This window comes from Pseudomonas danubii (genome assembly GCF_042980055.1).
GTDB classification, from domain to species: Bacteria; Pseudomonadota; Gammaproteobacteria; order Pseudomonadales; family Pseudomonadaceae; genus Aquipseudomonas; species Aquipseudomonas danubii.
Genome location: NZ_CP116502.1, coordinates 4,113,687 through 4,139,141, shown reverse-complemented (window position 1 = coordinate 4,139,141; position 25,455 = coordinate 4,113,687). Strand labels below are relative to the sequence as shown.

32 protein-coding genes and 1 pseudogene are annotated in these 25,455 nt (G+C 61.1%); 16 read left to right on the top strand and 17 right to left on the bottom strand.

Annotated elements, in window-relative coordinates; translation table 11 throughout:
• Window positions 1-45 precede the first annotated feature (45 nt).
• Both PFZ56_RS19230 and PFZ56_RS19225 read left to right on the top strand, forming a co-directional pair.
• Window positions 46-678: a cupin domain-containing protein gene (locus PFZ56_RS19230; RefSeq protein ID WP_047304621.1), complete on the top strand. Its 633-nt coding sequence runs from the start codon at window positions 46-48 to the stop codon at window positions 676-678.
• Between the two features lie 499 nt (window positions 679-1,177).
• Window positions 1,178-1,429, top strand: a pseudogene (locus tag PFZ56_RS19225) (cupin domain-containing protein); the annotation flags it as partial.
• A 51-nt stretch (window positions 1,430-1,480) separates the two neighbouring features.
• Here PFZ56_RS19225 and PFZ56_RS19220 read toward each other — a convergent pair.
• On the bottom strand, window positions 1,481-1,762 hold the full coding sequence (locus PFZ56_RS19220; protein ID WP_170004221.1) for a hypothetical protein: 282 nt from the start codon (window positions 1,760-1,762) through the stop codon (window positions 1,481-1,483).
• 212 nt (window positions 1,763-1,974) lie between these two features.
• Here PFZ56_RS19220 and PFZ56_RS19215 point away from each other — a divergent pair, with 212 nt between their 5' ends.
• Window positions 1,975-3,240: an abortive infection family protein gene (locus tag PFZ56_RS19215; RefSeq protein ID WP_170004272.1), complete on the top strand. Its 1,266-nt coding sequence runs from the start codon at window positions 1,975-1,977 to the stop codon at window positions 3,238-3,240.
• Between the two features lie 97 nt (window positions 3,241-3,337).
• Here the strand turns inward: PFZ56_RS19215 and PFZ56_RS19210 are convergent, their stop codons facing one another.
• The 3 genes from PFZ56_RS19210 to PFZ56_RS19200 all read right to left on the bottom strand — a co-directional run bounded on the left by PFZ56_RS19210 (window position 3,338) and on the right by PFZ56_RS19200 (window position 6,620).
• Entirely contained in the window at window positions 3,338-5,602 is a 2,265-nt protein-coding gene (locus PFZ56_RS19210) for a restriction endonuclease (protein ID WP_170004270.1), read from the bottom strand.
• A 242-nt stretch (window positions 5,603-5,844) separates the two neighbouring features.
• Complete coding sequence (locus tag PFZ56_RS19205; protein ID WP_170004268.1) at window positions 5,845-6,114, bottom strand: hypothetical protein; 270 nt, start codon at window positions 6,112-6,114, stop codon at window positions 5,845-5,847.
• Between the two features lie 218 nt (window positions 6,115-6,332).
• Complete coding sequence (locus PFZ56_RS19200) at window positions 6,333-6,620, bottom strand: DUF3077 domain-containing protein (RefSeq protein WP_170004266.1); 288 nt, start codon at window positions 6,618-6,620, stop codon at window positions 6,333-6,335.
• A gap of 290 nt (window positions 6,621-6,910) precedes the next feature.
• On the opposite strand from PFZ56_RS19200, the gene PFZ56_RS19195 reads away from it, so the two are divergent.
• Window positions 6,911-7,579: a phytanoyl-CoA dioxygenase family protein gene (locus tag PFZ56_RS19195; RefSeq protein ID WP_170004292.1), complete on the top strand. Its 669-nt coding sequence runs from the start codon at window positions 6,911-6,913 to the stop codon at window positions 7,577-7,579.
• 42 nt (window positions 7,580-7,621) lie between these two features.
• Here PFZ56_RS19195 and PFZ56_RS19190 read toward each other — a convergent pair whose 3' ends face one another.
• Window positions 7,622-7,813 carry a DUF6360 family protein gene (locus PFZ56_RS19190; protein ID WP_262379848.1) on the bottom strand — a complete coding sequence of 64 codons (192 nt, stop codon included), beginning with the start codon at window positions 7,811-7,813 and terminating at the stop codon, window positions 7,622-7,624.
• 2 nt (window positions 7,814-7,815) lie between these two features.
• Window positions 7,816-8,079 carry a hypothetical protein gene (locus PFZ56_RS19185; RefSeq protein ID WP_170004262.1) on the bottom strand — a complete coding sequence of 88 codons (264 nt, stop codon included), beginning with the start codon at window positions 8,077-8,079 and terminating at the stop codon, window positions 7,816-7,818.
• A 227-nt stretch (window positions 8,080-8,306) separates the two neighbouring features.
• Between PFZ56_RS19185 and PFZ56_RS19180 the strand changes: the two genes are divergently transcribed.
• Window positions 8,307-8,735 carry a hypothetical protein gene (locus tag PFZ56_RS19180; protein WP_170004260.1) on the top strand — a complete coding sequence of 143 codons (429 nt, stop codon included), beginning with the start codon at window positions 8,307-8,309 and terminating at the stop codon, window positions 8,733-8,735.
• Window positions 8,736-8,862: 127 nt separating this feature from the next.
• On the opposite strand, the gene katG is transcribed toward PFZ56_RS19180, so the two are convergent.
• The 3 genes from katG to PFZ56_RS19165 all read right to left on the bottom strand — a co-directional run bounded on the left by katG (window position 8,863) and on the right by PFZ56_RS19165 (window position 12,554).
• On the bottom strand, window positions 8,863-11,043 hold the full coding sequence (katG, locus tag PFZ56_RS19175) for a catalase/peroxidase HPI (protein ID WP_170004258.1): 2,181 nt from the start codon (window positions 11,041-11,043) through the stop codon (window positions 8,863-8,865).
• Window positions 11,044-11,297: 254 nt separating this feature from the next.
• Window positions 11,298-11,870: an HD domain-containing protein gene (locus tag PFZ56_RS19170; RefSeq protein ID WP_170004256.1), complete on the bottom strand. Its 573-nt coding sequence runs from the start codon at window positions 11,868-11,870 to the stop codon at window positions 11,298-11,300.
• Between the two features lie 126 nt (window positions 11,871-11,996).
• The gene (locus tag PFZ56_RS19165) at window positions 11,997-12,554 is read right to left on the bottom strand and encodes a helix-turn-helix transcriptional regulator (RefSeq protein WP_170004290.1); all 558 of its coding nucleotides are present in this window, start codon (window positions 12,552-12,554) and stop codon (window positions 11,997-11,999) included.
• A gap of 189 nt (window positions 12,555-12,743) precedes the next feature.
• On the opposite strand from PFZ56_RS19165, the gene PFZ56_RS19160 reads away from it, so the two are divergent.
• Complete coding sequence (locus PFZ56_RS19160) at window positions 12,744-13,085, top strand: low molecular weight protein tyrosine phosphatase family protein (protein WP_170004254.1); 342 nt, start codon at window positions 12,744-12,746, stop codon at window positions 13,083-13,085.
• Between the two features lie 139 nt (window positions 13,086-13,224).
• Here PFZ56_RS19160 and PFZ56_RS19155 read toward each other — a convergent pair whose 3' ends face one another.
• Window positions 13,225-14,421 carry a PrpF domain-containing protein gene (locus PFZ56_RS19155; RefSeq protein ID WP_170004252.1) on the bottom strand — a complete coding sequence of 399 codons (1,197 nt, stop codon included), beginning with the start codon at window positions 14,419-14,421 and terminating at the stop codon, window positions 13,225-13,227.
• A 233-nt stretch (window positions 14,422-14,654) separates the two neighbouring features.
• Here PFZ56_RS19155 and PFZ56_RS19150 point away from each other — a divergent pair, with 233 nt between their 5' ends.
• The 5 genes from PFZ56_RS19150 (at window position 14,655) to PFZ56_RS19130 (ending at window position 17,670) form a co-directional block, all read left to right on the top strand.
• Window positions 14,655-15,269, top strand: coding sequence for an alpha/beta fold hydrolase (locus PFZ56_RS19150; RefSeq protein ID WP_170004250.1), 615 nt, complete (start codon window positions 14,655-14,657; stop codon window positions 15,267-15,269).
• 251 nt (window positions 15,270-15,520) lie between these two features.
• Window positions 15,521-16,108, top strand: a complete 588-nt coding sequence (locus PFZ56_RS19145; protein ID WP_170004248.1) for an AidA/PixA family protein — start codon at window positions 15,521-15,523, stop codon at window positions 16,106-16,108.
• 240 nt (window positions 16,109-16,348) lie between these two features.
• Window positions 16,349-16,969 (top strand): LysE family translocator, encoded by a 621-nt coding sequence (locus tag PFZ56_RS19140; protein ID WP_110653541.1) that lies wholly within the window; start codon window positions 16,349-16,351, stop codon window positions 16,967-16,969.
• A gap of 108 nt (window positions 16,970-17,077) precedes the next feature.
• Complete coding sequence (locus PFZ56_RS19135; RefSeq protein ID WP_102879703.1) at window positions 17,078-17,359, top strand: type II toxin-antitoxin system ParD family antitoxin; 282 nt, start codon at window positions 17,078-17,080, stop codon at window positions 17,357-17,359.
• Entirely contained in the window at window positions 17,356-17,670 is a 315-nt protein-coding gene (locus PFZ56_RS19130) for a type II toxin-antitoxin system RelE/ParE family toxin (protein ID WP_102879704.1), read from the top strand. The genes PFZ56_RS19135 and PFZ56_RS19130 overlap by 4 nt, the downstream gene beginning before the upstream one ends.
• Here PFZ56_RS19130 and PFZ56_RS19125 read toward each other — a convergent pair.
• Window positions 17,667-17,879 carry a hypothetical protein gene (locus PFZ56_RS19125; RefSeq protein ID WP_123393888.1) on the bottom strand — a complete coding sequence of 71 codons (213 nt, stop codon included), beginning with the start codon at window positions 17,877-17,879 and terminating at the stop codon, window positions 17,667-17,669. The two genes, PFZ56_RS19130 and PFZ56_RS19125, sit on opposite strands and share 4 nt — an antisense overlap.
• Window positions 17,880-17,994: 115 nt before the next feature.
• Between PFZ56_RS19125 and PFZ56_RS19120 the strand changes: the two genes are divergently transcribed.
• Together PFZ56_RS19120 and PFZ56_RS19115 are read left to right on the top strand one after the other, a co-directional pair.
• Window positions 17,995-18,396, top strand: a complete 402-nt coding sequence (locus PFZ56_RS19120; protein WP_102879706.1) for a hypothetical protein — start codon at window positions 17,995-17,997, stop codon at window positions 18,394-18,396.
• 85 nt (window positions 18,397-18,481) lie between these two features.
• Window positions 18,482-19,036, top strand: a complete 555-nt coding sequence (locus PFZ56_RS19115) for a UPF0149 family protein (protein WP_170004246.1) — start codon at window positions 18,482-18,484, stop codon at window positions 19,034-19,036.
• Window positions 19,037-19,121: 85 nt separating this feature from the next.
• On the opposite strand, the gene PFZ56_RS19110 is transcribed toward PFZ56_RS19115, so the two are convergent.
• From PFZ56_RS19110 to PFZ56_RS19095, 4 genes are all read right to left on the bottom strand, one after another.
• Window positions 19,122-19,709, bottom strand: coding sequence for a hypothetical protein (locus PFZ56_RS19110; protein ID WP_170004244.1), 588 nt, complete (start codon window positions 19,707-19,709; stop codon window positions 19,122-19,124).
• Window positions 19,710-19,725: 16 nt separating this feature from the next.
• A complete protein-coding gene (locus tag PFZ56_RS19105; protein ID WP_170004242.1) occupies window positions 19,726-20,337 on the bottom strand; it encodes a hypothetical protein in 612 nt (203 codons plus the stop codon).
• A gap of 107 nt (window positions 20,338-20,444) precedes the next feature.
• Window positions 20,445-20,795 (bottom strand): hypothetical protein, encoded by a 351-nt coding sequence (locus tag PFZ56_RS19100; protein ID WP_102879710.1) that lies wholly within the window; start codon window positions 20,793-20,795, stop codon window positions 20,445-20,447.
• Window positions 20,796-20,834: 39 nt separating this feature from the next.
• Complete coding sequence (locus tag PFZ56_RS19095) at window positions 20,835-21,128, bottom strand: hypothetical protein (protein ID WP_110597000.1); 294 nt, start codon at window positions 21,126-21,128, stop codon at window positions 20,835-20,837.
• 89 nt (window positions 21,129-21,217) lie between these two features.
• Between PFZ56_RS19095 and PFZ56_RS19090 the strand changes: the two genes are divergently transcribed.
• Entirely contained in the window at window positions 21,218-21,646 is a 429-nt protein-coding gene (locus PFZ56_RS19090; protein WP_170004240.1) for an N-acetyltransferase, read from the top strand.
• 83 nt (window positions 21,647-21,729) lie between these two features.
• Here PFZ56_RS19090 and PFZ56_RS19085 read toward each other — a convergent pair whose 3' ends face one another.
• Both PFZ56_RS19085 and PFZ56_RS19080 read right to left on the bottom strand, forming a co-directional pair.
• Window positions 21,730-22,515: a PhzF family phenazine biosynthesis protein gene (locus PFZ56_RS19085; protein ID WP_170004288.1), complete on the bottom strand. Its 786-nt coding sequence runs from the start codon at window positions 22,513-22,515 to the stop codon at window positions 21,730-21,732.
• A gap of 5 nt (window positions 22,516-22,520) precedes the next feature.
• Window positions 22,521-23,216 carry a transcriptional regulator gene (locus PFZ56_RS19080; RefSeq protein WP_170004238.1) on the bottom strand — a complete coding sequence of 232 codons (696 nt, stop codon included), beginning with the start codon at window positions 23,214-23,216 and terminating at the stop codon, window positions 22,521-22,523.
• A 183-nt stretch (window positions 23,217-23,399) separates the two neighbouring features.
• On the opposite strand from PFZ56_RS19080, the gene PFZ56_RS19075 reads away from it, so the two are divergent.
• Window positions 23,400-24,092 carry a response regulator transcription factor gene (locus PFZ56_RS19075; protein WP_110596999.1) on the top strand — a complete coding sequence of 231 codons (693 nt, stop codon included), beginning with the start codon at window positions 23,400-23,402 and terminating at the stop codon, window positions 24,090-24,092.
• A complete protein-coding gene (locus PFZ56_RS19070) occupies window positions 24,092-25,429 on the top strand; it encodes a sensor histidine kinase (protein ID WP_170004236.1) in 1,338 nt (445 codons plus the stop codon). The genes PFZ56_RS19075 and PFZ56_RS19070 overlap by 1 nt, the downstream gene beginning before the upstream one ends.
• Window positions 25,430-25,455 lie beyond the last annotated feature (26 nt).

Here is a 25,455-nt window from a genome sequence, read left to right as displayed (position 1 = left end):
GGACGGGCGCCCGGACGCGCCCGTTCACCTGGTCCGGAGCCCGCCATGAACCCCAGCAGCAAGACGCCGCCCGCGAGCCGCCCTCCCGCAGCGGAGCCCGGCACCGACAACCAAGCCCCTGGCGGCCCACAGTTTCTTGGCACCCGCATCCGCGGCCTGCGCAAACGCCGCGGCCTGACCCTTAGCGAACTGGCGCAACAGAGCGAACTCACCGCCGGCTACATCAGCCAACTGGAACGCAACCTCGCCTACCCCTCCATCCCCGCCCTGTTCAACATCGCCCGCAGCCTGGGCGTGACCATCCAATGGTTCTTCGCCAGCGAAACCCAGACCGCGCCCGAGGATCAGGGCTATGTAGTGCGCAAGAAACAGCGGCTGCAGGTGAATTATGAGAACGGGATTATTGATCAGCTGTTGACCCCACAACCGACCCGGCAGTTGGAGTTTTTGCACTCACGGTTTCCGCCGGGGACCTACAGCAAGGAGAGTTACAGCCATGAGGGAGAAGAAGCCGGGTATGTGCTGTCGGGGAGTTTTGAGCTGTGGGTGGGGGAACGGTATTTTCAGCTGAGTGAGGGGGATAGCTTTAGCTTTTCCAGCCAGGAACCGCATAAGTATGGGAATCCTGGGGAGGAGGATGCGGTGGTGTTGTGGGTGATTACGCCGCCGACGTTTTGAGGGTTGGGGTAAAAGCTACTTTCGACCTCGCAGACTGGAGGTCTGTCTCTACTAGAGACTAGGATCGAGTAGTCAATATCTGATGAATAAGGTCGAAATTGATCTACCAAGGCACTGCTTGAATCGAGGTGCCACCGAACGACAGCCGTCTACCACAAGACGACGTTTGACGAGGATACATAGCGACTATGGAAGGCTCTGCGCTCTGGCTTTTTGATGCTCCACCGAATGTTGCCTGCCTCACTATGCGGTCAATTCTTGATGGTCATAAACCTATTCTTGCTGTTGTCCGAGACTTCGAAGACGGAGCATGGTCATTTCTAACAGGCGAAGACATCGAGATGGCTGACGCTCTTCTCGTATCCTTAAAGTCTATAGTCGAACTTGATCCCAGTATCATTGACCTGGCTGACCTTCAACCTGGCTGGACTGCAGTTCGCAGCCACCGCGATATGCCATGGCAGAGAGCAATCAAATAGTCTGCTGCGAATATCGTTAGCCGATCCGCCAGTTGGTGTTTCTGCACTCGCGTTTTCTGCTGGGGACGTACAGCAAGGAGAGTTATAGCCATGAGGGCGAGGAAGCCGGGTATGTGCTGTCGGGGAGCTTTGAGATGTGGGTGGGGGAACGGTATTTTCAGCTGAGTGAGGGGAATAGCTTTAGTTTCTCCAGCCAGGAACCTCATAAGTATGGGAACCCTGGGGAGGAGGATGCGGTGGTGTTGTGGGTGATAACGCCGCCGACGTTTTGACGGGAGCGACTGAGCGGAAGCGCAATGCACCGCTCTTTCGTTTACTGAAAACTAGCTGTCACGGACTGGGAAGTAGAACTGCTGCCGCAACCACTCGCTGAACTGGGCCTCGGTCAGCGGAGCGCGTTGCTCGCCCATTTCATTCCAGGCGCGGTTAATCATGTGTTCCCAGTTTCGGGTGACGTTCATTAGTGGCGCTGCTGCTCCCCAGAAGTGTCCGGCCTCCAATGTTGCCCTGACTCGACCGTTTAGCTCCGCGAGGGCGGCGGTGCCTTCCAGATAGCACCGCCCGGCTTCTAACAATTTTCTGAACTCGGTGATTTCAACGGTCATGTCTGGTCCCTTAAACAGAGCGTTTGGATAAGCAGCCTTTAGATTGATGCAGAGAATATCTGCTTTTCTGTTGTCACTTCACCCGAGGCTAGCGTAGTTGTATGCAGTACCAGGCCTCGGGTTTGGCTTTTTCACCGACACATCTAATTTTGGTAGTAGATGTCCCTTCCTACTAGCTACGATGACTCTCAGTTATCTGGAATGGGGGCCGTATGGAGCAAACCGAGATTGAGCCGCTTTTAGCGACGGTGTACGCGGTTCTGCGTGCAGAGGGTGCTAATGAGGCAGCTGAGATAGTACGCGGCCATCCTGCGAATGCGGAACTGACGGGCAACGACAACTGGAATGGCGGAACCAACTATTGGGATATCCGATTCATCATTCCTGCGTTGGAGTACGCCAAGCTCGGGGTCAAACGGGCCCAGCTTCAGGAAAGGATCACAGCTGCGATAAGGACGGTAACCGAGTACGAGCAAAAAGACGCGTACTCGGCGCTGATCGTACCTGCACGTGAATTCCATGCGGATTGGCGTTCCGGGAAGTCTTCCAACCTGCCGAGATCAGTGCGACAAAACATCACGGACGGACTGCGTCTAGAGGACGTGAAGTGGTATGGGGAGCTCAATGATGTTGAGTTTCTGAGTCGGCTGTATGAACTTGAAACCCTTCCTTCCACGGACAGTCGCTACAAAGACGCCGTCGGCGACATTTGGCAGCATCGCTATAACAACGATGACTGGGAGGATGACTGGATCTTCAGTGACTCCCGATTCAACCTCTTCGATGGGAGTGCTGAGGCATTTCTCCGGTTTCTCTGCGAAACGGTGCACCCCGTAGTTCGCCCCCAACGGGATGAGGCGATTAAGCTTGTTGAGCACTTCAACGATCAACTCCGGAACGCCGGCTGGGAGTTGTACCAAGAGCAGCAAATCGCCGGCCGCCCACGCTTTTCCTACCGGTTGATAAGCAGCGCTTCGACAGAAGCGAACGTAGCCAGGTCAGTCATGCGAGCGAGAGTAGTTGTCGAGGCGTTGAGCGCTGGATGGATGGCGAAGCAAATTGAGCGTCTGGAATATGCCGTCGATTCAGACCCCGAATTGGCGATCGGGACAGCCAAAGAACTGGTGGAAAGCTGCTGCAAGTCCATTCTCACGAAACGAGAAATTCCGTTCACGAAGACTGATGACCTAGGCAATCTGACGAAGAAGGTTACCAAAGCATTGCAGTTGGTTCCTGAAGGAGTCAGTGAAGCAGCTAAGGGCGCTGAAAACATCAAAAATATCCTCCGCAACCTCACTCAGTTGACCAGCAATCTCACACAGTTAAGAGGGCTGTATGGTACCGGACATGGCAAGGACGGCCAACATCGCGGGCTGCAGCCTAGGCATGCTCGGCTTGCGGTTGCCGCAGCAGTGGCGTTTATCGATTTCGTATCGGAAACGCATCGATACCGAGAAGCTTCGGAGCCGCAGAGGTGAAGCGCTTGGCTACGATTCAGTCCCTCGGTCCAGAGTAGTCGTTTGATCGACCCGATGGACATTAGCCCCGACCCGCAGAGAACGACTCATAGTTCGTTTAATCACGCGAGAAAAGATCGTCAATTGGATCGATAGCACTAAACGATCGCTCAGACCAGCTCATGCGTTGCTCTCTGTAAGATTCATAATCTGGCTCATGCTCTGTTTCAAAAAAATATTTATCGTAAAACCTATCCACATCAATATAGCCCATAACACTATCAGCCACACTGGATGAATCATTAGCCCCCAACTCATGAGCCTTTTCATCCATTAGCTCCATAAATTTTCTGCGCGCTGTTGATTGCGAACCACCATCAGAAAATATCTCCGCACCTGGAAACTCATCTTCAACTGACGCGATCAAATATTCTGTGATGGCTTGGTCATATGCATCGTAAAGCGATTGATGTTCTACAACTTCAAAGCATTTTACCAACTGACCTAAAATCAGTAATTCGTCATAACTTTGGCCATTGGTAAAAGCCCCTTCCAAGAATGATTCCACAGCAACTTTATCAACACAGCCATTGCGCAGCGCCCACAAGAGCACTCGTGCTGACGCTAAGAAGTGCACCCCACATTTCTCATCAGCGATAAAGTCAATGGCTTTCAAAAGACTTTGATCCGACAAGTTAAATTTTTTACCCAGCTCAGACCTTACGATACATAACTGCGCTAAAAATTCGGAATTAGACCCAAGAAAACTTATATTTGCAACGGATGAAAAGACATGTCCTATCACTTCAGCAGCCACACCCGCATTGATTATCTTATTATCCAACATATCCTTCAGTGTCTTCAATGAAGCCTGTGTCTTCAGGCTACCAAAGCACTGCCGCAAAACAGGAACATTACTGGCATATCTATTGAGTACAAAGTCACCTAAAGACGGGTTAAATAGCCGAACAAAAGGCTGACTTTCGCCTACTACAAATCTCGTGAGCATCGAACCAGATAGGTGACGGAGGTTTAGTAGAAAATCTTTTTTCCCTGTAAGACTGGCGGCTCCAGGGTTCGCTAGATATCGGGCAAATGACTCTGACAGCTCATGCTCGGTAATCAGGCGCCCGTTCATAGCGACCAGCAAAACCAAGGCACGGCCACAGTCATCCAGTTGTGCTTGAAATGGATGATCCCAGACCTGAGAGGGATCATCTAGCAACCCAGTTACATGACACCAGTAAGACTCTGGCGGGACATCCTCCAATCGCTGGGCATCGGTGATAAATCGAATCAGCCGAGGATTAAAATTCCCATGGTCAATAATAGTTCGATAACGTTTATGCGAGTACAACTGCTCAACATATTCAGCATCTATTTCAGAATGCCAGATATGATTATAAAGAATTCTGGCCTTATCGATCTTTACCAAAGATTCAAGTTTAATCTCAAACTCATTTCGACTTATATTTGAGTTATGAAAAACATCATTTAAAATTTTTCCTTGATTGAGAATAGTGGTTCGAGATGTCAATACAAAACGCTTTTGGGGATTTTTGACTATGCGTCTAATAAAACCCACAATCTTGGCGCCCTCATGGCCAGAAAGTGCTTCTAGGTAGTTGCGACCCAAAAAGTCATCAAAATAGAAAATTTGCTTCGAGTCAGGATCGAAGACATTCTCAGCCTCTTTAATATCATCAGAAATGACCGAAAGCCCAAAGCCGTCTGCGACGTACTTTAAAATTAGTTGCCCAGCCAATGTTGTCTTACCAATGCCAGCTGGACCCGTAATGATAACAACACTCGTGGACTCCAGTTTATCAATTGCCCGATTATGATCTCCTGTAGCTACATATAACTTAGAGACCTCAATGATTTCGCTAAGCTCAAACTGACTCCTATCATGCATTGGCTTATTAAGCATATACGTAAGAACATTCGAACTAGCAATCCAGAGCTTATAGTGCCGCCTTTCAACATCTGGATACTTCGACAATATATCACTCAAATCCTCTCGACCCAGTATATCTACTGGAGACAAAACGAATGGCGAAAGCTTCTGCATTAAAATTTTTTTGTCGTTACGAGACAGCGAATGAGACAAGGCTAAAATATATCGACTTGGTGATAACTTCTGAACTTTAAGACTTTCAGAATCCGCAATAGATTTAACGAGCTTTTCTAACGGCGTCGAAACCCAATGCTTACATTGGAGAATCCACTCATCCTCCTCGGACCTAAAAAAGCGACCATCCACTCCGGAGTCACGTCCGGGCTTGAATCTTTCGAACCTGACCCCCTCCCTCGCACTCAGCAGGTCAGCGCAAAAGACTTCGAACTCTTTGTCGTTTAGCCGCGAAAAATCGTAATCGCTCACAAAAGCCTCACTCATAAGTGGACCACATGCCAGTAAACCGCTCAGCACGAGAGTATAGTTTTTGCAAGCCGCACATGAGCCATCGCAGTGATAGCCGCAAAGATGCGTGCTTTCTTGGGCTGGTCAGCCATATGACATGGTGCTTTGCTCCAATACAACAACGCGATGTCGAAGAACGGATGATCTGACTCGCCGCTTCTGCCCAAAAGCAGTCACCCTGCCTTAGCATTATCTGGAATGACTTAAGTTTTGATATCAAATCTGCTCAATAGCGCGGCGCCGTTAGTGACACCTAAAATCTGATCGATCGCAGCAATTTTTTGGGATGCACCATCGAGCGCAAAGTCAGCATTGGTGTAAACAGACTCCGCCTCATTATGAAGTGCATAAGCAATATGCGCCGCCACACGAACACTCATCGGAGCGTCTACAGCGCTACCCAGATAATCAACAAGTAAAAGCTTGATCTCTAGCAATGCGAGGGCGAGTAGCCTATTTTGGTCAGCTTGCATATTGGGATCCTAGATATTGCAACGCGGTGTTCGAAAGACTTTTCCGAGGTTATATAAAACGTCGGATAGGCAAAAGCAAAAGTCCGCTCCGGGCCGAGAACAGTTCGCTCATGACAGGCAGCTTCTGGCAGAAAGCCACCTCATCAAATCATAAAGACGCCGCTTACCAACCAACAATAAGCGGCGTTTCTATCTACTTATTACGGTATAGCCCTAACTCAAAGCCTCTCCCTCGACCCCTCTTCCCCCACCCCCAACCCCACATCATCAATCACCGCCTTCCCCATCTCCGCCAAGAAGTGCGAAGCCCACGCATACCGCTCCCCCTGCTCTTCCATAGCAGCATCCAGCGCTAACTTCTTGGCGTAGTACAACAACGTCGAAGCCTGCTCCAACGCCTGCTGCAAAGGCACATCCGCATTGACGCGGAACAACGTTAGTTCAGGATCGGCACATTGGCCAAAGGTGACAAAACCTTGGGTTTTGATGGGTGTTGAGTTGCTCATCGTGCACCTCCCGCCAAGGTCTGGCAGCAGAGGTTTTTGAGCGGAGGAAGGCGAAAGGAACAGCAGCAAACTTCACACAGATTACCGGCAGACATGATTGAAACTCCCTGATCAACAATGTGCCTTTATCTGATCGGGTTCTCAGGCCCGGTCGCTGATTTTGCAGCGACCGCAGCAGACTAGGCGGTCTGCTCACGCTGGGGCAACCGCTAAACCGTAGCCGGTTATGTCGCTAGGATTAGCGAGCCGTTATGCTCTCCCCCACCCCGGATAAGGACATCTGCCCCCTCATGATCGACCGCGAACAACTCCATCAAAACGGTTACCTGTTGCTGCGTCAGGCGCTGCCCGCCGACTGGCTGGATGAGCTGCGGGCCACGTTCGAGGCGGGGGTGATTGAGCCGGAGCAATGGCCGGTGCCTCGGGGGCCGGACTGGCGTCATGCGTTGGTGGATCTGGATGCACGGGTGCAGGCGGTGTGTCGTTTGCCGGCGCTGTTGGCGGTGGCCGGGGAGTTGATCGGGGAAGGCTTTTTTCTGGCTCAGGTGGAGGGCCGCGAGCCGTTGGCGGGGGGCGGTCATCAGGTGTTGCACCGGGATCTGTCGGAGCAGCGCCTCGGTGACCGGGTCACGGCGCTGGTCTATCTCGATGACTATGGACCGGCCAATGGCGCGACGCGCATCGTGCCCGGCAGTCATCGCCCCGAGGAGCGGTTGGCGCCCTTCGATTTCAGTGATGAATCCCGGGTGGTGCAGTTGGCGGGTAAGGCGGGGGACGTGCTGCTGTTCGATGCCGATCTGGTGCATGGGGCCAGTCTGAACGCCAGTGGTGCGCGCCGTCGCAGCTTGCTGATCAGTTATTGCGCCCAGGGGCTGTATGAGTCCCATCTGCAGACGCTGGGCCTGCGTGCTATCCGCATGGACACCAGCGAGCGCTTCGAACCCGCGGATTTTGTCTGAGTGGGCTCGGGCGCGAGGTGTGCGTCAGCCGCAGCGTGGCGCTCATTCAGTCGACAAGGCGTTGGCTAGGCGTTGCAGTGCCTGGGCCAGTTCCAGGGCCTGTTCTGCCGTCAGTTCCACCGGATCGTTGTGCGGGCTGATGGCCTTGAGATGAATGGCACTGCCCTGCTCTATCCATAGGCGCACGGCGCCGTCGCTGCTCTCGAAATAATCCGTTGTGTTGTCAACCGACATGTTCATTGACCTTGTGCGTGGGCGGTGGCCAGTTCCAGCAGCCGAGTGAAGTGGGCGATGGCGAAATACAGGTCATCGCGGGTGTCGCCGTCCCAGTCTTCGACGGCTTCCCTGTCTGCCTTGAGTGAGGCGATGCGGGTTTGGATCTCGGCGATTTCCTCGGCGCCGCACTGGGTGGCGATGGCCTCCCAGCGCTCCTGGGGAATGTTTTGCTGGACCGAAAGCCCGGCTTGGGCTTGGGCGATCAGTGCGGTGAGTTGGCTCATGGGGCTGGGTCCTGATGAGGCGAGAAGTTGACCGGCGGCCTTGCCGGGCCAGTGCATCGCTCAAGCGCGTGCGGGGCGCCGAGGCGGCGGATGGTAACCCACTCGCAGGCGGCTCGGCGTGGGTTGTGCGCGAAGGTTTTTTATCCCGCCTGTTGCCCTGGGTGCTTGGCAGCGCCGCACGGGTCGGCTTCAATAACCGCCCCTTTTCATGTTCAGGAGCTAGAAGGATGCAGCTTTATTACCGTTTGGCGGCCGCGTGGGTCATGGCGTGGGTACTGGGAACCGGGCTGGCCCAGGCCGAGGAACGGCCACAGGTGGCGGACAAGATCCTGGCCTACACCGGGCCGCACGGGGTGAAGGTCTGGACCTTGCGCATTGGTGAGCGCAGCGCCAATCAGGCGCTGGTGCAGGTGGAAGACGCCGACCACGACTGGAACATGCGCATTCAGAAAATGAACGTGGAGCAAACCGATCGCGACACCCGTTACTTCACTCAGGTGGACGGGCAGAAGTTCGTGGTGCTGCTACTTCAGGAAGGCTATGGCGAGCTGCATCTGCCGGGTGAGGCCAAGCCGCTGAAGGTGGGCTATGACAGCAACCTGTCCAGCTATGGCGATGCCCAGGCGTTTCTCAATGAGTACCTCAAGGCCAAGTAGAGCGTCGGGCGGGCGCTGCAAGCGCGGTGCTCGTTGATCGGCGGCGCTCGTGACTGAAATGCCGCGAGCGCTCTGCAACAACGCCTCCCTAGGGAGGCGTTGTCGTTTTACCCGGTTTGCAAACCTCTCAGCGCAAATCGAACCGATCCAGGTTCATGACTTTGTCCCAGGCGGCGACAAAGTCCTTCACGAACTGCTCACCCGCATCCGCCGCCGCATACACCTCGGCCAGGGCCCGCAGTTGCGAGTTGGAGCCCAGCAGCAGGTCAACCCGGGTACCGCTCCATTTGTATTGCCCAGTGGCGCGGTCGCTGCCCTCGTACAGGTCGCGGGCCTCGGACTGGGGTTTCCATTGGGTGCCCATGTCCAGCAGGTTGACGAAGAAGTCGTTGCTCAGGGTGCCCGGGCGCGCGGTGAACACGCCGTGGGGCGATTGCCCGACGTTGGCCCCCAGCACCCGCAGGCCGCCCAGGAGCACGGTGAGTTGCGGGGCGGTCAGGGTCAGCAGTTGTGCTCTGTCCACCAGCAGGGCTTCGGCGGTGACGCCGGAAACCGGCTTGAGGTAGTTACGAAAGCCGTCGGCCACCGGTTCCAGCACGGCGAAGGATTCGACGTCGGTCTGTTCCTGGCTGGCGTCCATGCGCCCCGGGGCGAAGGGCACGCTGATGCTGTAGCCGGCATTTTTCGCCGCCAGTTCCACCGCCGCGCAGCCGCCGAGGACGATCAGGTCCGCCAGGGACACGCGCTTGCCAGTGCTTTGCGCGCTGTTGAAGGCGCTCTGCACCGCTTCCAGGGCGCGCAGCACCTGGGCCAGTTGCTGCGGTTGGTTGACCTCCCAGTCTTTCTGCGGGGCCAGGCGAATCCGCGCGCCGTTGGCGCCGCCGCGCTTGTCCGAGCCGCGGAAGGTCGAGGCCGAGGCCCAGGCGGTGGACACCAGTTGCGCCACGGACAGGCCGGAATTGAGGATCTGGCCCTTGAGCTGCTGGATGTCCTGGGCGTCGATCAGCGGGTGGTTCACGGCGGGAATCGGGTCTTGCCAGATCAGCTCTTCGGCCGGCACTTCCGGGCCCAGGTAGCGGGCGCGCGGGCCCATGTCGCGGTGGGTGAGTTTGAACCAGGCCCGGGAGAAGGCTTCGGCCAGTTGCTCGGGGTGCTGGTGGAAGCGCCGGGAGATGGCCTCGTAGGCCGGGTCGAAGCGCAGCGACAAGTCGGTGGTGAGCATCGACGGCGTGCGGCGTTTATTCGGGTCGTGGGGGTCGGGCACGCTGTCGGCCCCGGCGCCGGCTTTGGGCCGCCATTGGTGGGCGCCGGCGGGGCTGGTGGTCAGTTCCCATTCGAAGCCGAACAGGTGGTCGAAGAAGTCGTTGCTCCAGCGGGTCGGGGTGGTGGTCCAGATCACTTCCAGGCCGCTGGTGATGGCGTCGCCACCGACGCCTGTGCCGAAGCTGCTTTTCCAGCCCAGGCCCTGTTCTTCCAAACCGGCGGCTTCCGGTTCCGGGCCGACGTGGGTCGCGGGGCCGGCGCCGTGGGTCTTGCCGAAGGTGTGGCCGCCGGCGATCAGGGCCACGGTTTCTTCATCGTCCATGGCCATGCGGGCGAAGGTTTCGCGGATGTCCCGGGCCGCCGCCAGCGGGTCGGGGTTGCCGTTGGGGCCTTCCGGGTTGACGTAGATCAGGCCCATCTGCACCGCCCCCAGGGGGTTCTCCAGCTCGCGGTCGCCGCTGTAGCGCTGGTCGCCGAGCCAGGTGGTTTCGCTGCCCCAGTAGACGTGGTCTTCCGGCTCCCAGACGTCCTGGCGGCCACCGGCAAAGCCGAAGGTTTTAAAACCCATGGATTCCAGGGCGACGTTGCCGGTGAGGATGATCAGGTCGGCCCAGGAGATCTTGCGTCCGTATTTCTGCTTGATCGGCCAGATCAGCCGCCGCGCCTTGTCCAGGCTGACGTTGTCCGGCCAGCTGTTGAGCGGGGCGAAGCGCTGCTGCCCGCCCCCGGCGCCGCCACGGCCATCGGCGATGCGGTAGGTGCCGGCGCTGTGCCAGGCCATGCGGATGAACAGCGGGCCGTAGTGGCCGAAATCCGCCGGCCACCAGGGTTGGGAGTCGGTCATCAAGGCCAGCAGGTCGCGCTTCACCGCGGCCAGATCCAGGGTCTTGAATTCGGCGGCGTAGTCGAAGTCCTCGGCCATCGGGTCGGACAGCGGCGAGTGCTGGTGGAGGATCTTCAGGTTCAGTTGGCCGGGCCACCAGTCACGGTTGCTGGTGCCTTCGCCGGCGGTGTGTTTGAACGGACACTTGGATTCGTTGGACATGGGTCACTCCTTCGGTCATCGGAAACCTGCCGCTCGACGTTGGCCCCGGGTTGGACAACCGTGTGAACAGCGTAGTGAAGGACAAGCGAAGGTAAAAATAGCTTCGCTTGATGACCCTGGCAGAAAAAAACCATGACAGGTGCCAGGCTCCCAGCGGGCGCCCTGCCCCCTGGAGCCTGTTCATCCTCTGGCGAGCGATGCTCAGGCTTGTTTAACGCCCCATGAACTCAGCGCAGCAGATTGTCAACAGCGGCTTAGCCCTGGGCGTTCAGGCGACGCTGGGTGTCGATGTCGATCTGCTGGCGCAGGGCCTGGAACAACGGGCTGGCATCGGTGTAGCGGCGGCCGTAGCCGAGGTTGAAGCGGTAGTCGAAGTCCGCCGGGTTCTGGCCCTGGGTGTGTTGCAGCAGGGTTTCCAGCTTGTCCAGGGCCTTGACCGTCTGCGCCTCGGCGCTGGCGGCGCCTTCGTATTCATCCCACAGGTCCAGCAGGCGTTGGTGGGCCGGGGCGTCCAGGGCTCGGGCGAGCAGTTGCAGGTCTTCGCGCTCCTGCTGGCTCTTGTGCGGGTGGCCGGCCTGGGCCACCGCCGGGATGTCGCCGTGAATGGCCTCCCCCAGGTCGTGGACGATGCACAGCTTCAGCACCCGCAGCAGGTCCAGTTCGCCCAGTTGGTCTTCGAACAGCAAAGCCATCAGGCACAGGCGCCAGCTGTGTTCGGCGGTGCTTTCCTGGCGGCCGCTGGAGGTGTGGGCGCTGCGCAGCACGTCCTTGAGTTTTTCCGCTTCACGGAGGAACTCAAGGCGGCCGCTGAGAAGTTCGGGGGTCATGGACAAGCCTGCTGCAAGTGAACGAGGCCCGCGCCGTGGGGCGGCGGGCGATGGCTTACCAGACTAGTCAGCGGCCGGAGCCCGGTCCACGGATAAAATATGCGTGGCGTGGCCTCGACAGGCGCTTCAGAGGGTTTCCACCAGCCGCACGGCGTTGCCGTCGGACAGGTTGAGGCGGGTCCAGCGGCACTGACTGGGGGCGATGGGCACGATGGCCGAATCGTTGTGGCCGCTGAAGAATTCCACGGACGGCGGTGCCAGCACTTCGCGCCAGCCCAGGTCATCCAGGGCGGCTTCCTTGCGGGTGATTTCCTCGGTGCAAAAGCCCCACAGCGATTGGCCCAGCAACTCGCTCAAGGGCACGCCGAACTGCCCGGCGCGGGTCGCTGAACAGGCCAGCAGGCGGTGGGTCAGGTCGCACACCAGGTGCACGGCGCGCGGGCTGTCGTTCACCAGCCGCGCCAGGGCCTGATCGGCGGCGGCGCTGAGGTTGGCCGCCAGCAACTGTTCCAGGCGCGCGCGCTCGGCCGGTTCCATGGCTTGCTGGCCGTTTTCCCAACGGGAAATGCTCGACTGCGCCACGCCGAACAGCTCGGCGGCATGCTGTTGCTTGACCCGGTGCAACAGGCGCCAGCGCCTGAGGGCCAGGCCCAGATGGGGTGAGGTGAACAGCGCTACGGACATGGCCTGGGCGATGCGAGTAAAGGGGCGGGCAGTTTCGCAGGCGCGGCGCATGGCGGGCAACTGGCGCCGACCAATGCAATTTGTCCGGCCCGCCACAAGTTGCTGGACAGTGCAGTAAAAGCCCCGAAAAATCAGCGCCTTTGCCCTGCCCTCCACGGGCCGGGTGCCTGTGCCAAGGAGTTCGGCCCAATGCTCAATGTCTTGTTTGTCTGCAGCCAGAACAAGCTGCGCAGCCCCACCGCCGAGCAGCTGTTCGCCGACTGGCCGGGGATCGAAACCGCCTCGGCGGGGCTCAACCACGATGCCGAAGTGCCCCTGGGTCCGGAGCTGGTGCAATGGGCCGGGCTGATTGTGGTGATGGAAACCCGGCACCGGGAAAAACTGCGCAAGCGCTTCAAGGCGCAACTGCGCGAGCAGCAGATTGTGTGCCTGAACATCCCCGATGATTACGACTTCATGGACCCGGCGCTGATCCAGTTGTTGCGGCAGAAAGTGCCGCCGTTTCTTCCTCATGGCGGCGAGGGTCGCTGATATGCCTTTGGCATTCAGGGCCCCGCCCAAGCTGCGGGTGGAGCTGCGCAAGCCCCCATGGGTTTGCGAGATCGCTGGCGAGCCTGCGGCTCGTTCGCAGCCTTCGGCAGCGGCTACATGAAGCGGATGCGGGGTGGGGTCATGCGCGGTGTGCGGCGCCAAGGGCGGCGGTCAGTTCGGGCGAGGCGTTGTAAAGCGGTGTGCTGCCCTGCAACAGGATCTGCGCGCTGCGCCGGTAGGCGGCGCCGTCGATCAGTAGCTCCCCGGCCACCTGTCGGGCATTGATCAGGGTCTCCAGCACCCCGGCGGGATTTTCAATCGCCAGCGGGTATTCGCCCGGCTCCTCGCCTAGCACCGGCGCCCGCGCCAACAGGGCGTGGGCCACGGTGCCCTCGGCCAGGCAGGCCGCCGCCAGGCAGCAGCCACCGGACACCGCCAGGGACGGGTGGGCGTTCTGTGGGGTGAAGTAGCGGGTGGCGATATCCCCGCCTTCTCGCGCCGGGCTGACGATGCAGATCTTCGGGATGGTTTCGCTGCGCCGCAGGTCGTCGGCGCTCATCAGGCGGCCGTCGCGCTGGCGCAGGCCCATGCGCAACCCGCCCAGCACCATCAGTTCCAGCAGACGCGCCTTGAACTGCAAGTCGGCGTCCAGTTCGGCCGGGCTTTCCTCGCCGGTCTGGCCCAGGTCCGCTGCGCGCAGGATGACCATGGGCACCGCCACATCGATGCAGGTGGCGGCGATGCCGTCCAGCAGGTCGACCCGTTGCCCGGTGGGAAACAGCGCGCCGGTCTTGGCCCCCACCGGCTTGTCGAGAAACAGGTCGACCCCGGGAAACACGCCGTTGACCCCGGGAATGCGCGTGTCGCTGAGCAGGCGTCCGTCACTAAAACCCAGGCGTGCATACATCGTGGTCTGGGTGTTGCTGTTGTAGATCTCGATCTGCCCACCGCCCTCCCCGGGCTCCAGCCAGCCGCGTTGCAGGGCGTACAACGGCAGGGCCGCGGACATGTTGCCGCAGTTGACGCTCCAGTCGATGGCGCTCTTGCCCGCCGCCAGTTGCGCCAGGGTGCTGATCATCCGTGTCTCGCCGGGGCGGCGCTCGACGATGAACACCTTGTTGCTGGTGGGCCCGCCGCGCCCCAGGCCGGTGATCTGGGTATTGCCCGGGCACTCGCCGTGCAGCGGCACGCCCATCAGGTGGCGCAGCAGTTCTTCCACCAAGGCTTCGTCCCGGGGCAGCGCTTCGCGGGCCAGGATCAGCCCGGTGGAGGTGCCACCACGGGCGTGGCACACGGGGAACTCAGGGATAGCAGCAGGCTTTTGCAGATCGGGCATGGCGGGCGCCTCCACGGTGGGCGAAAAGAGCAGCCCCTGGTCGCGCGGGCAACGGGCGGCAGCGCAGCATGATAAACCGTCGCGGCCGATCCCGGGGCGGCGGCATGGCGAGCCGCGGTCGCCTGATACAGCGCTTGCTCGCGCAACCCGAGCACCGTACTTTCTAGCGCCGCGCGCGACCCTGCTGTCAGCGCGAGGGTTCAACCCACCGCCCATGGACCCGGAGCGATGCCATGCCCCAAGCCCCCCAACAACTGTTGTTCCTGCCCGGCGCCTCGGGCAATCGTCAATTCTGGCAACCTTTGGCCGCGCAGCTGCGCCATCCGGCGCGCCAGGTGCACCTGGGCTGGCCGGGTTTTGGCGACACCCCGGCGCGGGCTGATGTGCAGGGCATGGACGATCTGGTGGACCTGGTGCTGCAACGCATCGACCAGCCCTCCGCGCTGGTGGCCCAGTCCATGGGCGGCATCATTGCGGTGCGTGCGGCCCTGGCGCGGCCGCAGCTGATCACCCATCTGGTGTTGAGCGTCACCTCCGGCGGCGTCGACATGTCCGACCTGGGCGCCAGTAACTGGCGCAAGGATTACACCGCGGCCTATCCGCAACTGCCCCGCTGGTTTGTCGACGATCGCAGCAACCTCGGCCCGCGCCTGGGGGAATTGCCCATGCCGGTACTGCTGCTGTGGGGCGACCGCGATCCCATCAGCCCGGTGGCGGTGGGTCAGCGTCTGGCCCGACTGTTGCCACAAGCCCTCTTGCGCATCATGCCCGGGGCCGACCACGACCTGGGCCTGAGCCATGCCACTCAGGCGGCGCAATGGCTCGACCAGCACCTGGGCGCAGCCTGATCGAAGGCGCCCAAGCGGACGCCTGCCCCTGGCCTTGCACCGCTCGTCTTGTGCTCGCTCTTTTTACAGCGGGCCATTTGACTAAGCGTCTTGAGGATCTAGATTCCACTCGCGACTTCACGGAAGTGCATCAAGCTCGAAGCCCGGCAAACCGGGGCCCGGGTACCGATGCTCAGTGGCCGCGCCCGGAAACTCGATTGCCTGTTTGCCTGGGCACTCCAGGCATCTAACGCGACAGCAGGGAGCTGGACATGAACGACAACATCATCGACATCATGGTCACCATTGATGTGGACACCATTCTCAATAGCCAGGGCAAACAATTCGACAGCGGCCAAACATTCAACCTGCAAAAAAGCGACCCGACGCAGCCCAGCCACCTCTACAACTTCACCACCGGCGGGGTAAGGCTCTCCAGTCAGGCGATCTACATGGTTGCCAGACGCAACAACGCCCCAGTCGGCGAAGGTACGGATGAACTGTCGGTCAACCTCAAGGAGGGCGACCTGATCCACTGGCGCAGCACCAGCCTGTCCGAGGGGCTGTACCACACGGTGCTGCTGTATCAGTACACCCAGACGTCGCCGGTAGTGACGCAACAGAACCCCAATTACGTGCAAGACATCACCCCGGTGGTCTTGAACCACACGCCCATGCCGATCATCAATCAAAGCAATCCATCCGGGCAGCCCATCGCCCAGAGCGTCAAGAATTTCTATTGGGAAGGCCGCGCCGTGCGCCAAGGCAGCATCACCTATACCTGGGCCTTCATGATTGTCGACAGTGACAACCAGGTGGTGGGTTATTGCGACTGGGACCCCTACATCAATATCAACTGAGTGCCTTGCCCCTCTCCCTGTCGGCACCGGGAGAGGGGCTTGCCGTCGCCCTGCCCGATCACTGTCACTGCCTCTCCTCCCCGCTCAACCTTGGCCAAGCCTTGATGCACCGCGAACCAGGCACTTGCCTCCCGCCCGACGCGGCCCGTATTTTATCGACCCCCGCCGCAACAACGTCCCGGCCAGCCCCGAGGTCGCCGATGGCGTGGGCCCGTTCCCTTGCCTTGTCCCGGAGACTGTATGGATCTCGCCACCCTGAGCCTGTTCATCCCCGCCTGTTTCGCCCTGAACATGGCCCCTGGCCCGAACAACCTGTTGTCCGTGAGCAACGCCACCCGTTATGGCTATCGGCAATCGTGCCTGGCGGGCAGCGGCCGGCTGCTGGCCTTCGCCGCCATGATCGCCCTGGCCGCCGCCGGCCTGGCGGTGGTCCTGCAGACGTCGGAACTGTTGTTCCATGCCATCAAGATCCTCGGTGCGGGGTATCTGCTGTACCTGGCCTGGCAACTGTGGCGTGCCAACCCCGGCAATGAAGTGGCCGATGACCCGGCCCGCGTCGGCCTGTGGGCCCTGGCCCGCCAGGAATTCCTGGTGGCGGCGGGCAACCCCAAGGCGATCCTGATCTTCACCGCCTTCCTGCCGCAATTCGTCGATCCGGCGCAGCCGATGGGCCCGCAGTTCCTGACCCTGGGCGCACTGTTCCTGGGGCTGGAGTGGATCGCCATCTGCGCCTACGCCTACATGGGCCTGCACCTGCGCCGCTGGTTCGCCGAACCCCGGGGCAAGCGCCTGTTCAATCGCGCCTGCGCGGTGCTGTTGTCGGGGGCGGCGTCGGTGCTGTTGATGGCGCGGCGCGGCTAGAGGAGTACAACCTTCAGTCGGACGGGTACAGCCCATGCATGAGGGGTTCTATGCATTTTGCTCGGCGCGAGGGTAGGATTAAATCCTACTCAGCTGGAGAAACTCCCCATGCGTAGCACTCAGCAATTCAGCATCACCCTGCCAAACCAGATGGCCGACGCAGTGAAAGCCAAAGTCGCTACTGGTGAATATGCCAGCGAAAGTGAAGTCATACGCGATGGCCTGCGGGCATTGATGGCTCGTGATCGAGCCATGGAAAGCTGGCTCACCGGCCAAGTGGCAACCGCCTACGATGCCTTGAAAGCGGACGCTTCACGCACACTCAGTGTCGATCAGGTCCGTGCTCGGTTGTCAGCAGAGCACCAGAACGCCCGCAACAAACTGGAATGACGCACACCGTCGAATTTGCTCCAGAAGCTCTGGAGCAGCTAACCGCGCTCTATCGCTATATAGCCACGGCAGCCTCGCCAAACATTGCCCAGCGCTATACCGACGCCATCGTGAGCCATTGCCAAACGCTGCAGACCTTTCCTCAACGGGGAAACCAGCGGGATGACATACGCCCCGGCCTGCGTATCACACACTATCGCAAGCGGGTCGTGATCGCCTTTGCCGTCGAGACCCGGAAGGTTGTCATCTTGGGCCTTTTTTACGGTGGCCAGGATTTCGAAACCACTCTTCTGGTTGATTGGGAGAACTAAAGAGATGACGCCAACCGCAAGGGCTTTGCGGGGCAGGCCGACCAGGACAATCCAGCATCCGGTGACTCAACCCCGGCCACGGCGGCCTGATGCTGCCGAAAGGCCCGCTGCTCGCCCGCCAGCAGACGCGGCAATAACTGCAATTCGTCGCTGAGGGCGGCCAGCGGCAGGTGCCGCAAAGACTCCATGTCGAGGATCTCCATGCTCATCAGTTCGCCCCTTTAACGCCGAGACAACAATCCTGCGAATGAGCCTAGGAAACGGATGCGCCCTCGCGCACATTTTTCTCTGCGTGCCGCGTCCGGCTCGCTATGATGTTTTCCCATGAACACCAGCATCGCCCTTCGCCAACCCTGTCCGCCCGGCGCCTGCATCTGCGAGCGCGAGCAGTTGCTGGACACCCCCGGAGCCGACCTGCGCATCCTCAATCTGACGCGCCAGGAGGAAAAGCGCCTGCTCGAACGCCTGGAAAATCTCAAGGACCTGGCGGACCTGGAGCACATGCAGCGACGGATCTACCAGCAACTGGGGGTCCGTGTGGAGATCACCCCCAGCGACAACGAAGTGCGCAGCATGCGCGGTATCACGATCGCCCTGGCCGAGCACCCCGGCCTGTGCCGCAAGACCCGACAGTCGATTCCCGCCGCCATCCGCCGAGCCATGGAGAACCGCCCGGAAATCGCCTACCGCCTGCTCGATGCCCAGGACTTGCTGCGCGATACCTGACGGCAAGTTTCAGCCACAAGCAGCAGGCTTGCGGCTTGTGGCTCAAAGCTGGAAACTTGCCGCTGCTTTTTCCAGGACTCCCCTCATGCAAAACACCCCACTGAACGCCGCCGACTTCGAGCTGATCGAAGACACCCTGCTCCAGTACGGCGACGACCACTCGGTGCTCAACCCTTGCGAGCTGGACGGCTACTTCACCGCGCTGGTGTCGGGCCCGACTCAAGTCGATATCGCCGAATGGTTCCCGGGCATCTGGGGCGGCGAAAACCCGGCCTGGGAAACCCCGGAGCAATGCCGGCAGTTCATCGACCTGTGCGTGCGCCACATCAACACCCTGGCCGCGCAATTGACCCAGGCCCCGCAAGCGTTCAAGGCGCGCTTCGAACAGACCGAGCACCAGGGCCAGAACCTGCTGCTGGCCGAAGAATGGTGTTTCGGCTACCTGCGCGGGGTGGCCGTGGGCAACTGGCCGGAGATGCCGGCGCCGCAGGTCCAGGCGCTGCAGTTGATCATCGACTGCGCCGAACAGGACAACTTCGAACTGCCCGCCGACCTGGACCTGGAGCAGCATCGCCAGCAGATCGCGGCCATCGAACCTGCCGCGCGGCAGTTGCATGCCTACTGGTTGGCGCAGCGCTGAAGTAAACCGCATCCGAAAAAAAACGCCGCGGGCTCCGATCAGAGCCCGCGGCGTTTTTGTTTGCGTCCTGCCAGCGGCGCGAGGCTTACAGCAATTTGCGCTGCACCGCTTCATCCAGGGTGCTGCGGGCCAGTTGCTGGACCACGTCGCGGGTGTCCGCCTGGAAAGGAATGGCGACGATCAGCAGCAACTGCATCCAGGTGCGCACCGACTCGCTCTTGCGAATCCGCCCCAGCTCCTTGCCGTCCTTGTCCTTGAACACCGTCTCCAGGGTGAAGGTGTTCTTCGCCGTGGACGGAATCACAAAGAAGGTGGCGCCGGTGATGATGGCCGAGGCCATGCTGAACTGTTCGTTGTTGTACAGGGTGGCTTCGGCATACAGGTCCGATTCGACCTTGTCGGTGCTGACCCGGGCAAAGCGCCCGGACTGGCGGTAGGCGTCGGCCACCACGGTTTCCCAGGCGGCTGCCGGAGCGCCGGCGGCGGCATTGGCCGGGCCGCCGTTGACCTGGTACATGGCGGTGGTGCGCACAAAGGCGCTGGGCTTTTGCTCGGTGGTCTGTGCCGCCGGCGGCCAGGTGCCGACGGCTGTCAGTTCGTGTTGCGAGTAGGACACGCAGCCGCTCAGCAGCACTGCGCCGAGCACCAGGAGGTGCTTGATGGAAACCAACATGTGTCTCTCCTTGATCTTAGCGTTGTGCCAACCGGGCGCTGGCGTTGTCGAGCAATTTGGCAACCAGTTCATTCAGTTGCCTGGCGCCCTGGGTCGGGGCCCAGTACTCACGGCCGTACAGGCCGACGTTGCGTTCGAACTTGAGCTGCTCCTTGGCACTGGCCAGTTCCTGGCCGTTGCGGTCGACGATCGACAGCTCGCCGGCCAGGTCGAAGCTATCGACGTAGATCGGCCCGTTGACCCAGATCCATACGGTCAGGGTCAGCAAGGCTCCAGGCAGGTAGCCCGGGTGAGGCGCGCGGTGGCCCTTGAGGGAGGTCATGTTGAACTTCAGCACTACGTCCTCCTCGCCCAGGCGGGTGGGGAATTCGCTGAGCTGACGGAAGTAGCCGGCACTCTTGACGTAGGGGGTCAGCTGGGCTGTGAGGGAACGACTGATGGCGGTGCGTGTGGCTTCGTCGATACCGGGAGCGGTGACCTGCACATCGGCAATTTGCGCAGTGCGCGGGCTGCTGATGGGCGCGGGATGCAGCGGCGCGCCCAGCGGGCCGGTGACGCTATAGGAGACACAGCCGGTCAGCGCCAGGGTGGCGATAAGGGCGGCGGCCCTGAGGAGGGTTTTGAACACGAAATATCCTTATTGATCAACGAACAGCACCAACGTCTCGACCCCAGGGCCCAGAACTTTAGGAAAACCTCGCATTCAGTTGGGGGCTACAGGCCCGCTCCCGGGCCTTATTGATAATCCTCTTCATAGGCCTGGAGCAGATTGAACAAGTGCTCCTGGGGCATCGCGCAGTCCTGCAACGGTTCGGGCGCAACCCCGTTCCACTCCTCATCGGGGTCGCTTTCGACAATCAGCAGCGGCACCTGGGCGTTGTTGAAGAAGGCGAGGATGTCGCGCAGTTCCTGCTCGCGCTCTACATGGTCGTTGTGAAACAGCTTGGCGCTGTAGAAGAAACCCTCGGCGCCACGGCGCAGATAGCCCTGGGCAACGCTCAGGGACAGGCCCAGGCGTTGATGGAGAAACTTGACCAGCGCCAGGCTGGTGGTGGGGGTCGCCGTGGCGAGGCTGATGCGGGACATGGCAGGTTCCTTGAAAAACGACAGGTAATGACAGCGCGGTTACTCGGGGCGCCACAGTTCGAGCCCTTGCACATGACGCTCGATGTCGTCCATGTCGTCCTCCCCCAGGGTGTGGTCGAAGGGCTCGCTGAGAATCCTGCGCACCTGTGCCAGGCGCTGGGTGACCTGCTGGTTATCGATGAAATCGGTGGTGGCACGCTGGTAGTCGGCCACGGGTTTATCCCTGTAGTAGGCGCCCATCTTGTGCAGCGAGATCAAGACGAACTCCAGTTCCGCCAGGGCTTGCAGGGCCTGCTCCCCCGAGAGGGTGATGGTGCGGTTGCTTTCCAGCATCGAATACTTCCTTGACTCTCAACCATTGGACAGACCGCCGCCACCTGGGTAGCGTGCGGCGCACATTTCAAACAGGCAGGCCCCCAAACATGCTGATCAGGGACTTTCAAAGCAGCGATCTGCAAGCGTTGCTGGCGCTCTGGCTGGACGCCTCGATCCAGGCCCACCACTTTGTCGACCCCGATTTCTGGCGCGCCAAGGTCGAGGACATGCGCAACCTCTACATTCCCCATGCCCAGACCCGAGTGGCCGAACGCGACGGCCAGCTCCTGGGTTTCTACTGCCTGCATGAGGATCAGCTGGCAGCGATTTTCGTCAGTGTGCAGCACCAGGGCCAGGGCGTGGGCAAACAGCTGCTGGCCGATGCCCGCGAGCGGCGCTCACGCCTGGAACTGGCGGTGTATGCCGCCAACCTGCCGAGCATCGGCTTCTACCGCCAGCAGGGATTCCAGGTGATCGGCAACGGCATTGACCCCAATACCGGAGAAGCCGAGCTGATCATGGCCTGGCCGGTCTGAAGGGCGCGACTCTACTCCCACAGGCGGCGCCCGGACAAATCCGCCGGCGGGTATCAGGCCGGCTCGTTAAAGCCACCGCTGCTTCAGAGGAAGAGGCTGCCCTTGAGGTACAAGGCGCCGTAGCCGCTGATGATCACCCGCCCGTTATCCAGCACCTGACACTCCAGCTGGCCCTTGCGCGCCCCGCCCTGTTGCGCCCGCAACTGACGCTTGCCCAGGCGCGCGGCCCAGTAAGGCGCCAGGGAGGTATGGGCGGAGCCGGTGACCGGGTCTTCATTGACTCCGACCCGCGGGCCGAACCAGCGCGAGACGAAATCGAATTCCCGGGACGGCGCCGTCACGGCAATGCCGCGCACATCAAAGGCCGCCAGTGCGGCGAAATCCGGCTTGAGCGATTCCACCAGACGTTCGTCGTCCACCACCAGCAGGTAATCGTCGGTGCGGTACAGGGCCTCGGCCGCTGGCAACCCCAGGGCTTGCAGCAGGGCCGGAGGAATCGCCACGGCCTCGGGCTGCTTGGCGGGAAAATCCATGGACAGCAGGCCGCCCTCGCGGCTCACCCGCAACTCGCCGCTGCGGGTGGCAAAACGCAGCACGTCGCGGCGCTCGCCCAACTGCTCGAACAGCACCCAGGCCGCCGCCAGGGTGGCGTGCCCGCACAGGTCGACTTCCACCGTGGGGGTGAACCAGCGCAGCTCGAAGACTTCGCCCCGGGGCACGAAATAAGCGGTTTCCGACAGGTTGTTCTCCAGGGCGATGCGCTGCAGGAGCTCATCCGGCAACCAGGCCTCCAGGGGGCACACCGCTGCCGGGTTGCCACCAAAGACGTGGGAGGTAAAGGCATCCACTTGAAAGATATCGAGTTGCATCGCGGTCATTCCTCGGCGCCTTCGGCGCGGATCTGTTCCAGGTAGTTGTAGATGGTGTAGCGGGTCACCCCCAGGGCCGCGGCGGCCTTCTCGATCCCGCCCTTGACGATGAACACCCCGCGCTCCTGCATCTGGCGCACGGCGTCGAGCTTGTGCTGCTTGCTCATGCGCGTCGCGTTTGCCGGGCAGGCACCCTGGATGATCTGGGCCAGCAACTGCTCCATGTCGCGGGTTTCATCGTGGCGCGGCGCAGGCGCGCTGCCCAGGCCCAGCAACTGGCCCAGGCAGGCGTGGGCGGCGGCGATGCCGCTCAGGTCGCTGTTGCTGCACAGGCTGGCGAAGGGCTGCCCGCTGCGGTCGCGAAAGATCACCGTGGAGCTGCGCAGCTCACGGCCGTCGGGGGCCAGGGTCGGGTAGTTTTCCAGCACCAGCGGGGTGCTCGCCGAGCGGTCTTGCAGGGCACTCAACACCGCGGCAAATCCCAGGTCCTGGCGCGGCCCGCCCAGCACCGGGTCGCCCACCCGGCGCCCGGTGACATGGCCGTTGGCGATGGCGACGATCGACGATTCCGGGCGGTCCAGGTCATGCAGGACGATTTCCACATGCTGGCCAACCACGCTGGCGAGCATCTGCAAGGTGCTGCGCAGCACCTGCAGGACCAGTTGGCGCTCGGCAAGAAGGGCATCGCAAGGCGGGTTCATGGGCGGTTACCAAGGAAAGTGGCCGGGAAAAATATCAACAGCTTGTTGAATATTCAACTTTTAGTCGATCAACGACTCAATCCTGTCAACCCATCGTGGCAATTGCACAGCCAGGGGCATTGCTGCAATATTCGCAAATGTAAAACATTCTCATTAGAGACCTCCATTCAAGTGCTCTCCCCCATGCCCCCCAACCTGCTCCTCGTGGAAGACGACGCCCGACTGCGCGACGATCTGGACCGGCATTTGCGCCAGCGCGGCTTTGCCGTGACCACCTGCACCGACGGCCGCCAGGGCCTGGCAGCGGTGCGCGCCGGCCGCTTCGATCTGGTGCTGCTGGACATCATGCTGCCGGGCCTGGACGGCCTGGCCCTGCTGGAAACCCTGCGCCAGGAGCAAGACACGCCTGTGATGCTGATGTCGGCCCTGGGGGCCGAGCAGGACCGCATCACCGGCTTCACCCGGGGCGCCGACGACTACCTGCCCAAGCCCTTCAGCCTGGCCGAACTGGACGCCCGCGCCGACGCCCTGCTGCGGCGCATGGCCCGGGTGCAACAGCAGCAGGCCACACGCCAGGACCCGGACCTGAGCTTCGACGACCAGGCCCAGGATGTGCTGCACCAGGGCCGCGCCGCGGGCCTGACCGGCTCGGAATACCGGTTGCTGGTGACCCTGCGCGAGCACCCCGGAGAAACCCTGAGCAAGCCCTTTCTCTATCAGCAAGTACTGCACCGCATCTATACGCGCCTGGATCGCGGACTGGATGTGCACGTGTGCAACCTGCGGCGCAAACTCGCCGACCTTGGGGTGCAGCACCTGCAGATCCAGGCGGTGCGCGGTGCCGGCTACATCCTGGTGGAGGCGCAACGTCACTGATGCGCCGTCATCCCCTGCTGTGGAAACTGGCCGGGCTGCAGATCGGCTTCTGCCTGCTGCTGACCTGGATCATCTGGACCTGGGGCCTGTCGGCCGAGCGCAGCACCTATTTTCTCGACCCCGCCGACCGCCAGTACCTGGCCCGCTATGCGCAGCAGGCCGAGGCCGCCTGGCAGCAGGGCGGCGCAGCGGCGGTGGATGCCTTTGAAAAACGCCTGGCGGCCGAGGAAGACACCTGGGTCGCGGTGCTCGGCGAACGCCTGCAACGCCTGGGCAGCACGCCGCTGAGCGCCGAGGACGCCAGCCACCTGACCTTCATGCGCAAGCTCGACTGGCCCATGAGCCGGCGCCTGCAGGACGAGTTGCCCTACGTCAGCATCGAATTCCCCGAGCACCCGGAACAAGGCCGGCTGGTGCTGCAACTGCCCGAGCGCCTGCTGCCCAGCGGCCTGACGCCCTGGACCCACCTCTTCAGCCATGGCGTGGTGCCGACCCTGCTCGCCGCCCTGCTCGGCCTGTTGCTCTATCGCCATCTGGTGCTGCCACTGAACCGCCTGCGCGACCGCGCCGATGCCTTGCGCGCCGACGACCTGGACAGCCAGGGGCTGGGCACGCCCCTGGTGAACCGCCACGACGAACTGGGGGAGCTGGCCCTGGCCTTCGAGCACATGGCCGAGCGCCTGCGCCAGAGCCTGGCCCAGCAGCGCCTGTTGTTGCGCACCTTGTCCCATGAGCTGCGTACGCCCCTGGCGCGGTTGCGCATCGCCCACGACAGCCCTTTGCCGCCGGAGCAGTTGCGCCAGCGCCTGGACCGGGAGATCGCCGACATGCAGCGCCTGCTGGAAGACACCCTGGACCTTGCCTGGCTCGACACCGAACGTCCGCAACTGCCCACCGAAGCGGTGCAGGTGCTGTCGATCTGGGAGGCGCTGCGCGAGGACGCCTGCTTCGAAAGCGCCTGGGACGCCGAGCGCCTGCCCTGCCTGCTGGACGCCGAGTGCCGGGTCCAGGTGCACCTGGACAGCATCGCCCAGGCCCTGGAAAACCTGCTACGCAATGCCATCCGCCACTCACCCGCCGACGGCCGGGTGAGCCTGCGCGGCTGGCGCGAAGGTGCCTATTGGCACCTGTGCCTGGAAGACCAGGGACCGGGCGTCGCCGAGCAGGACCTGCAACGGATCTTCCAGCCCTACCAGCGCCTGGACTCGGCCCAGGGAGACGGTTTCGGCCTGGGTCTGGCCATCGCCCGGCGCGCCGTGGAACTGCATCAGGGGCGGATCTGGGCCAGCAACAGTCACCCCGGGTTGTGCATGCACCTGCTGCTGCCTGCCGCCTAGACCCACGACCTGGAAGTGTTTAGAAA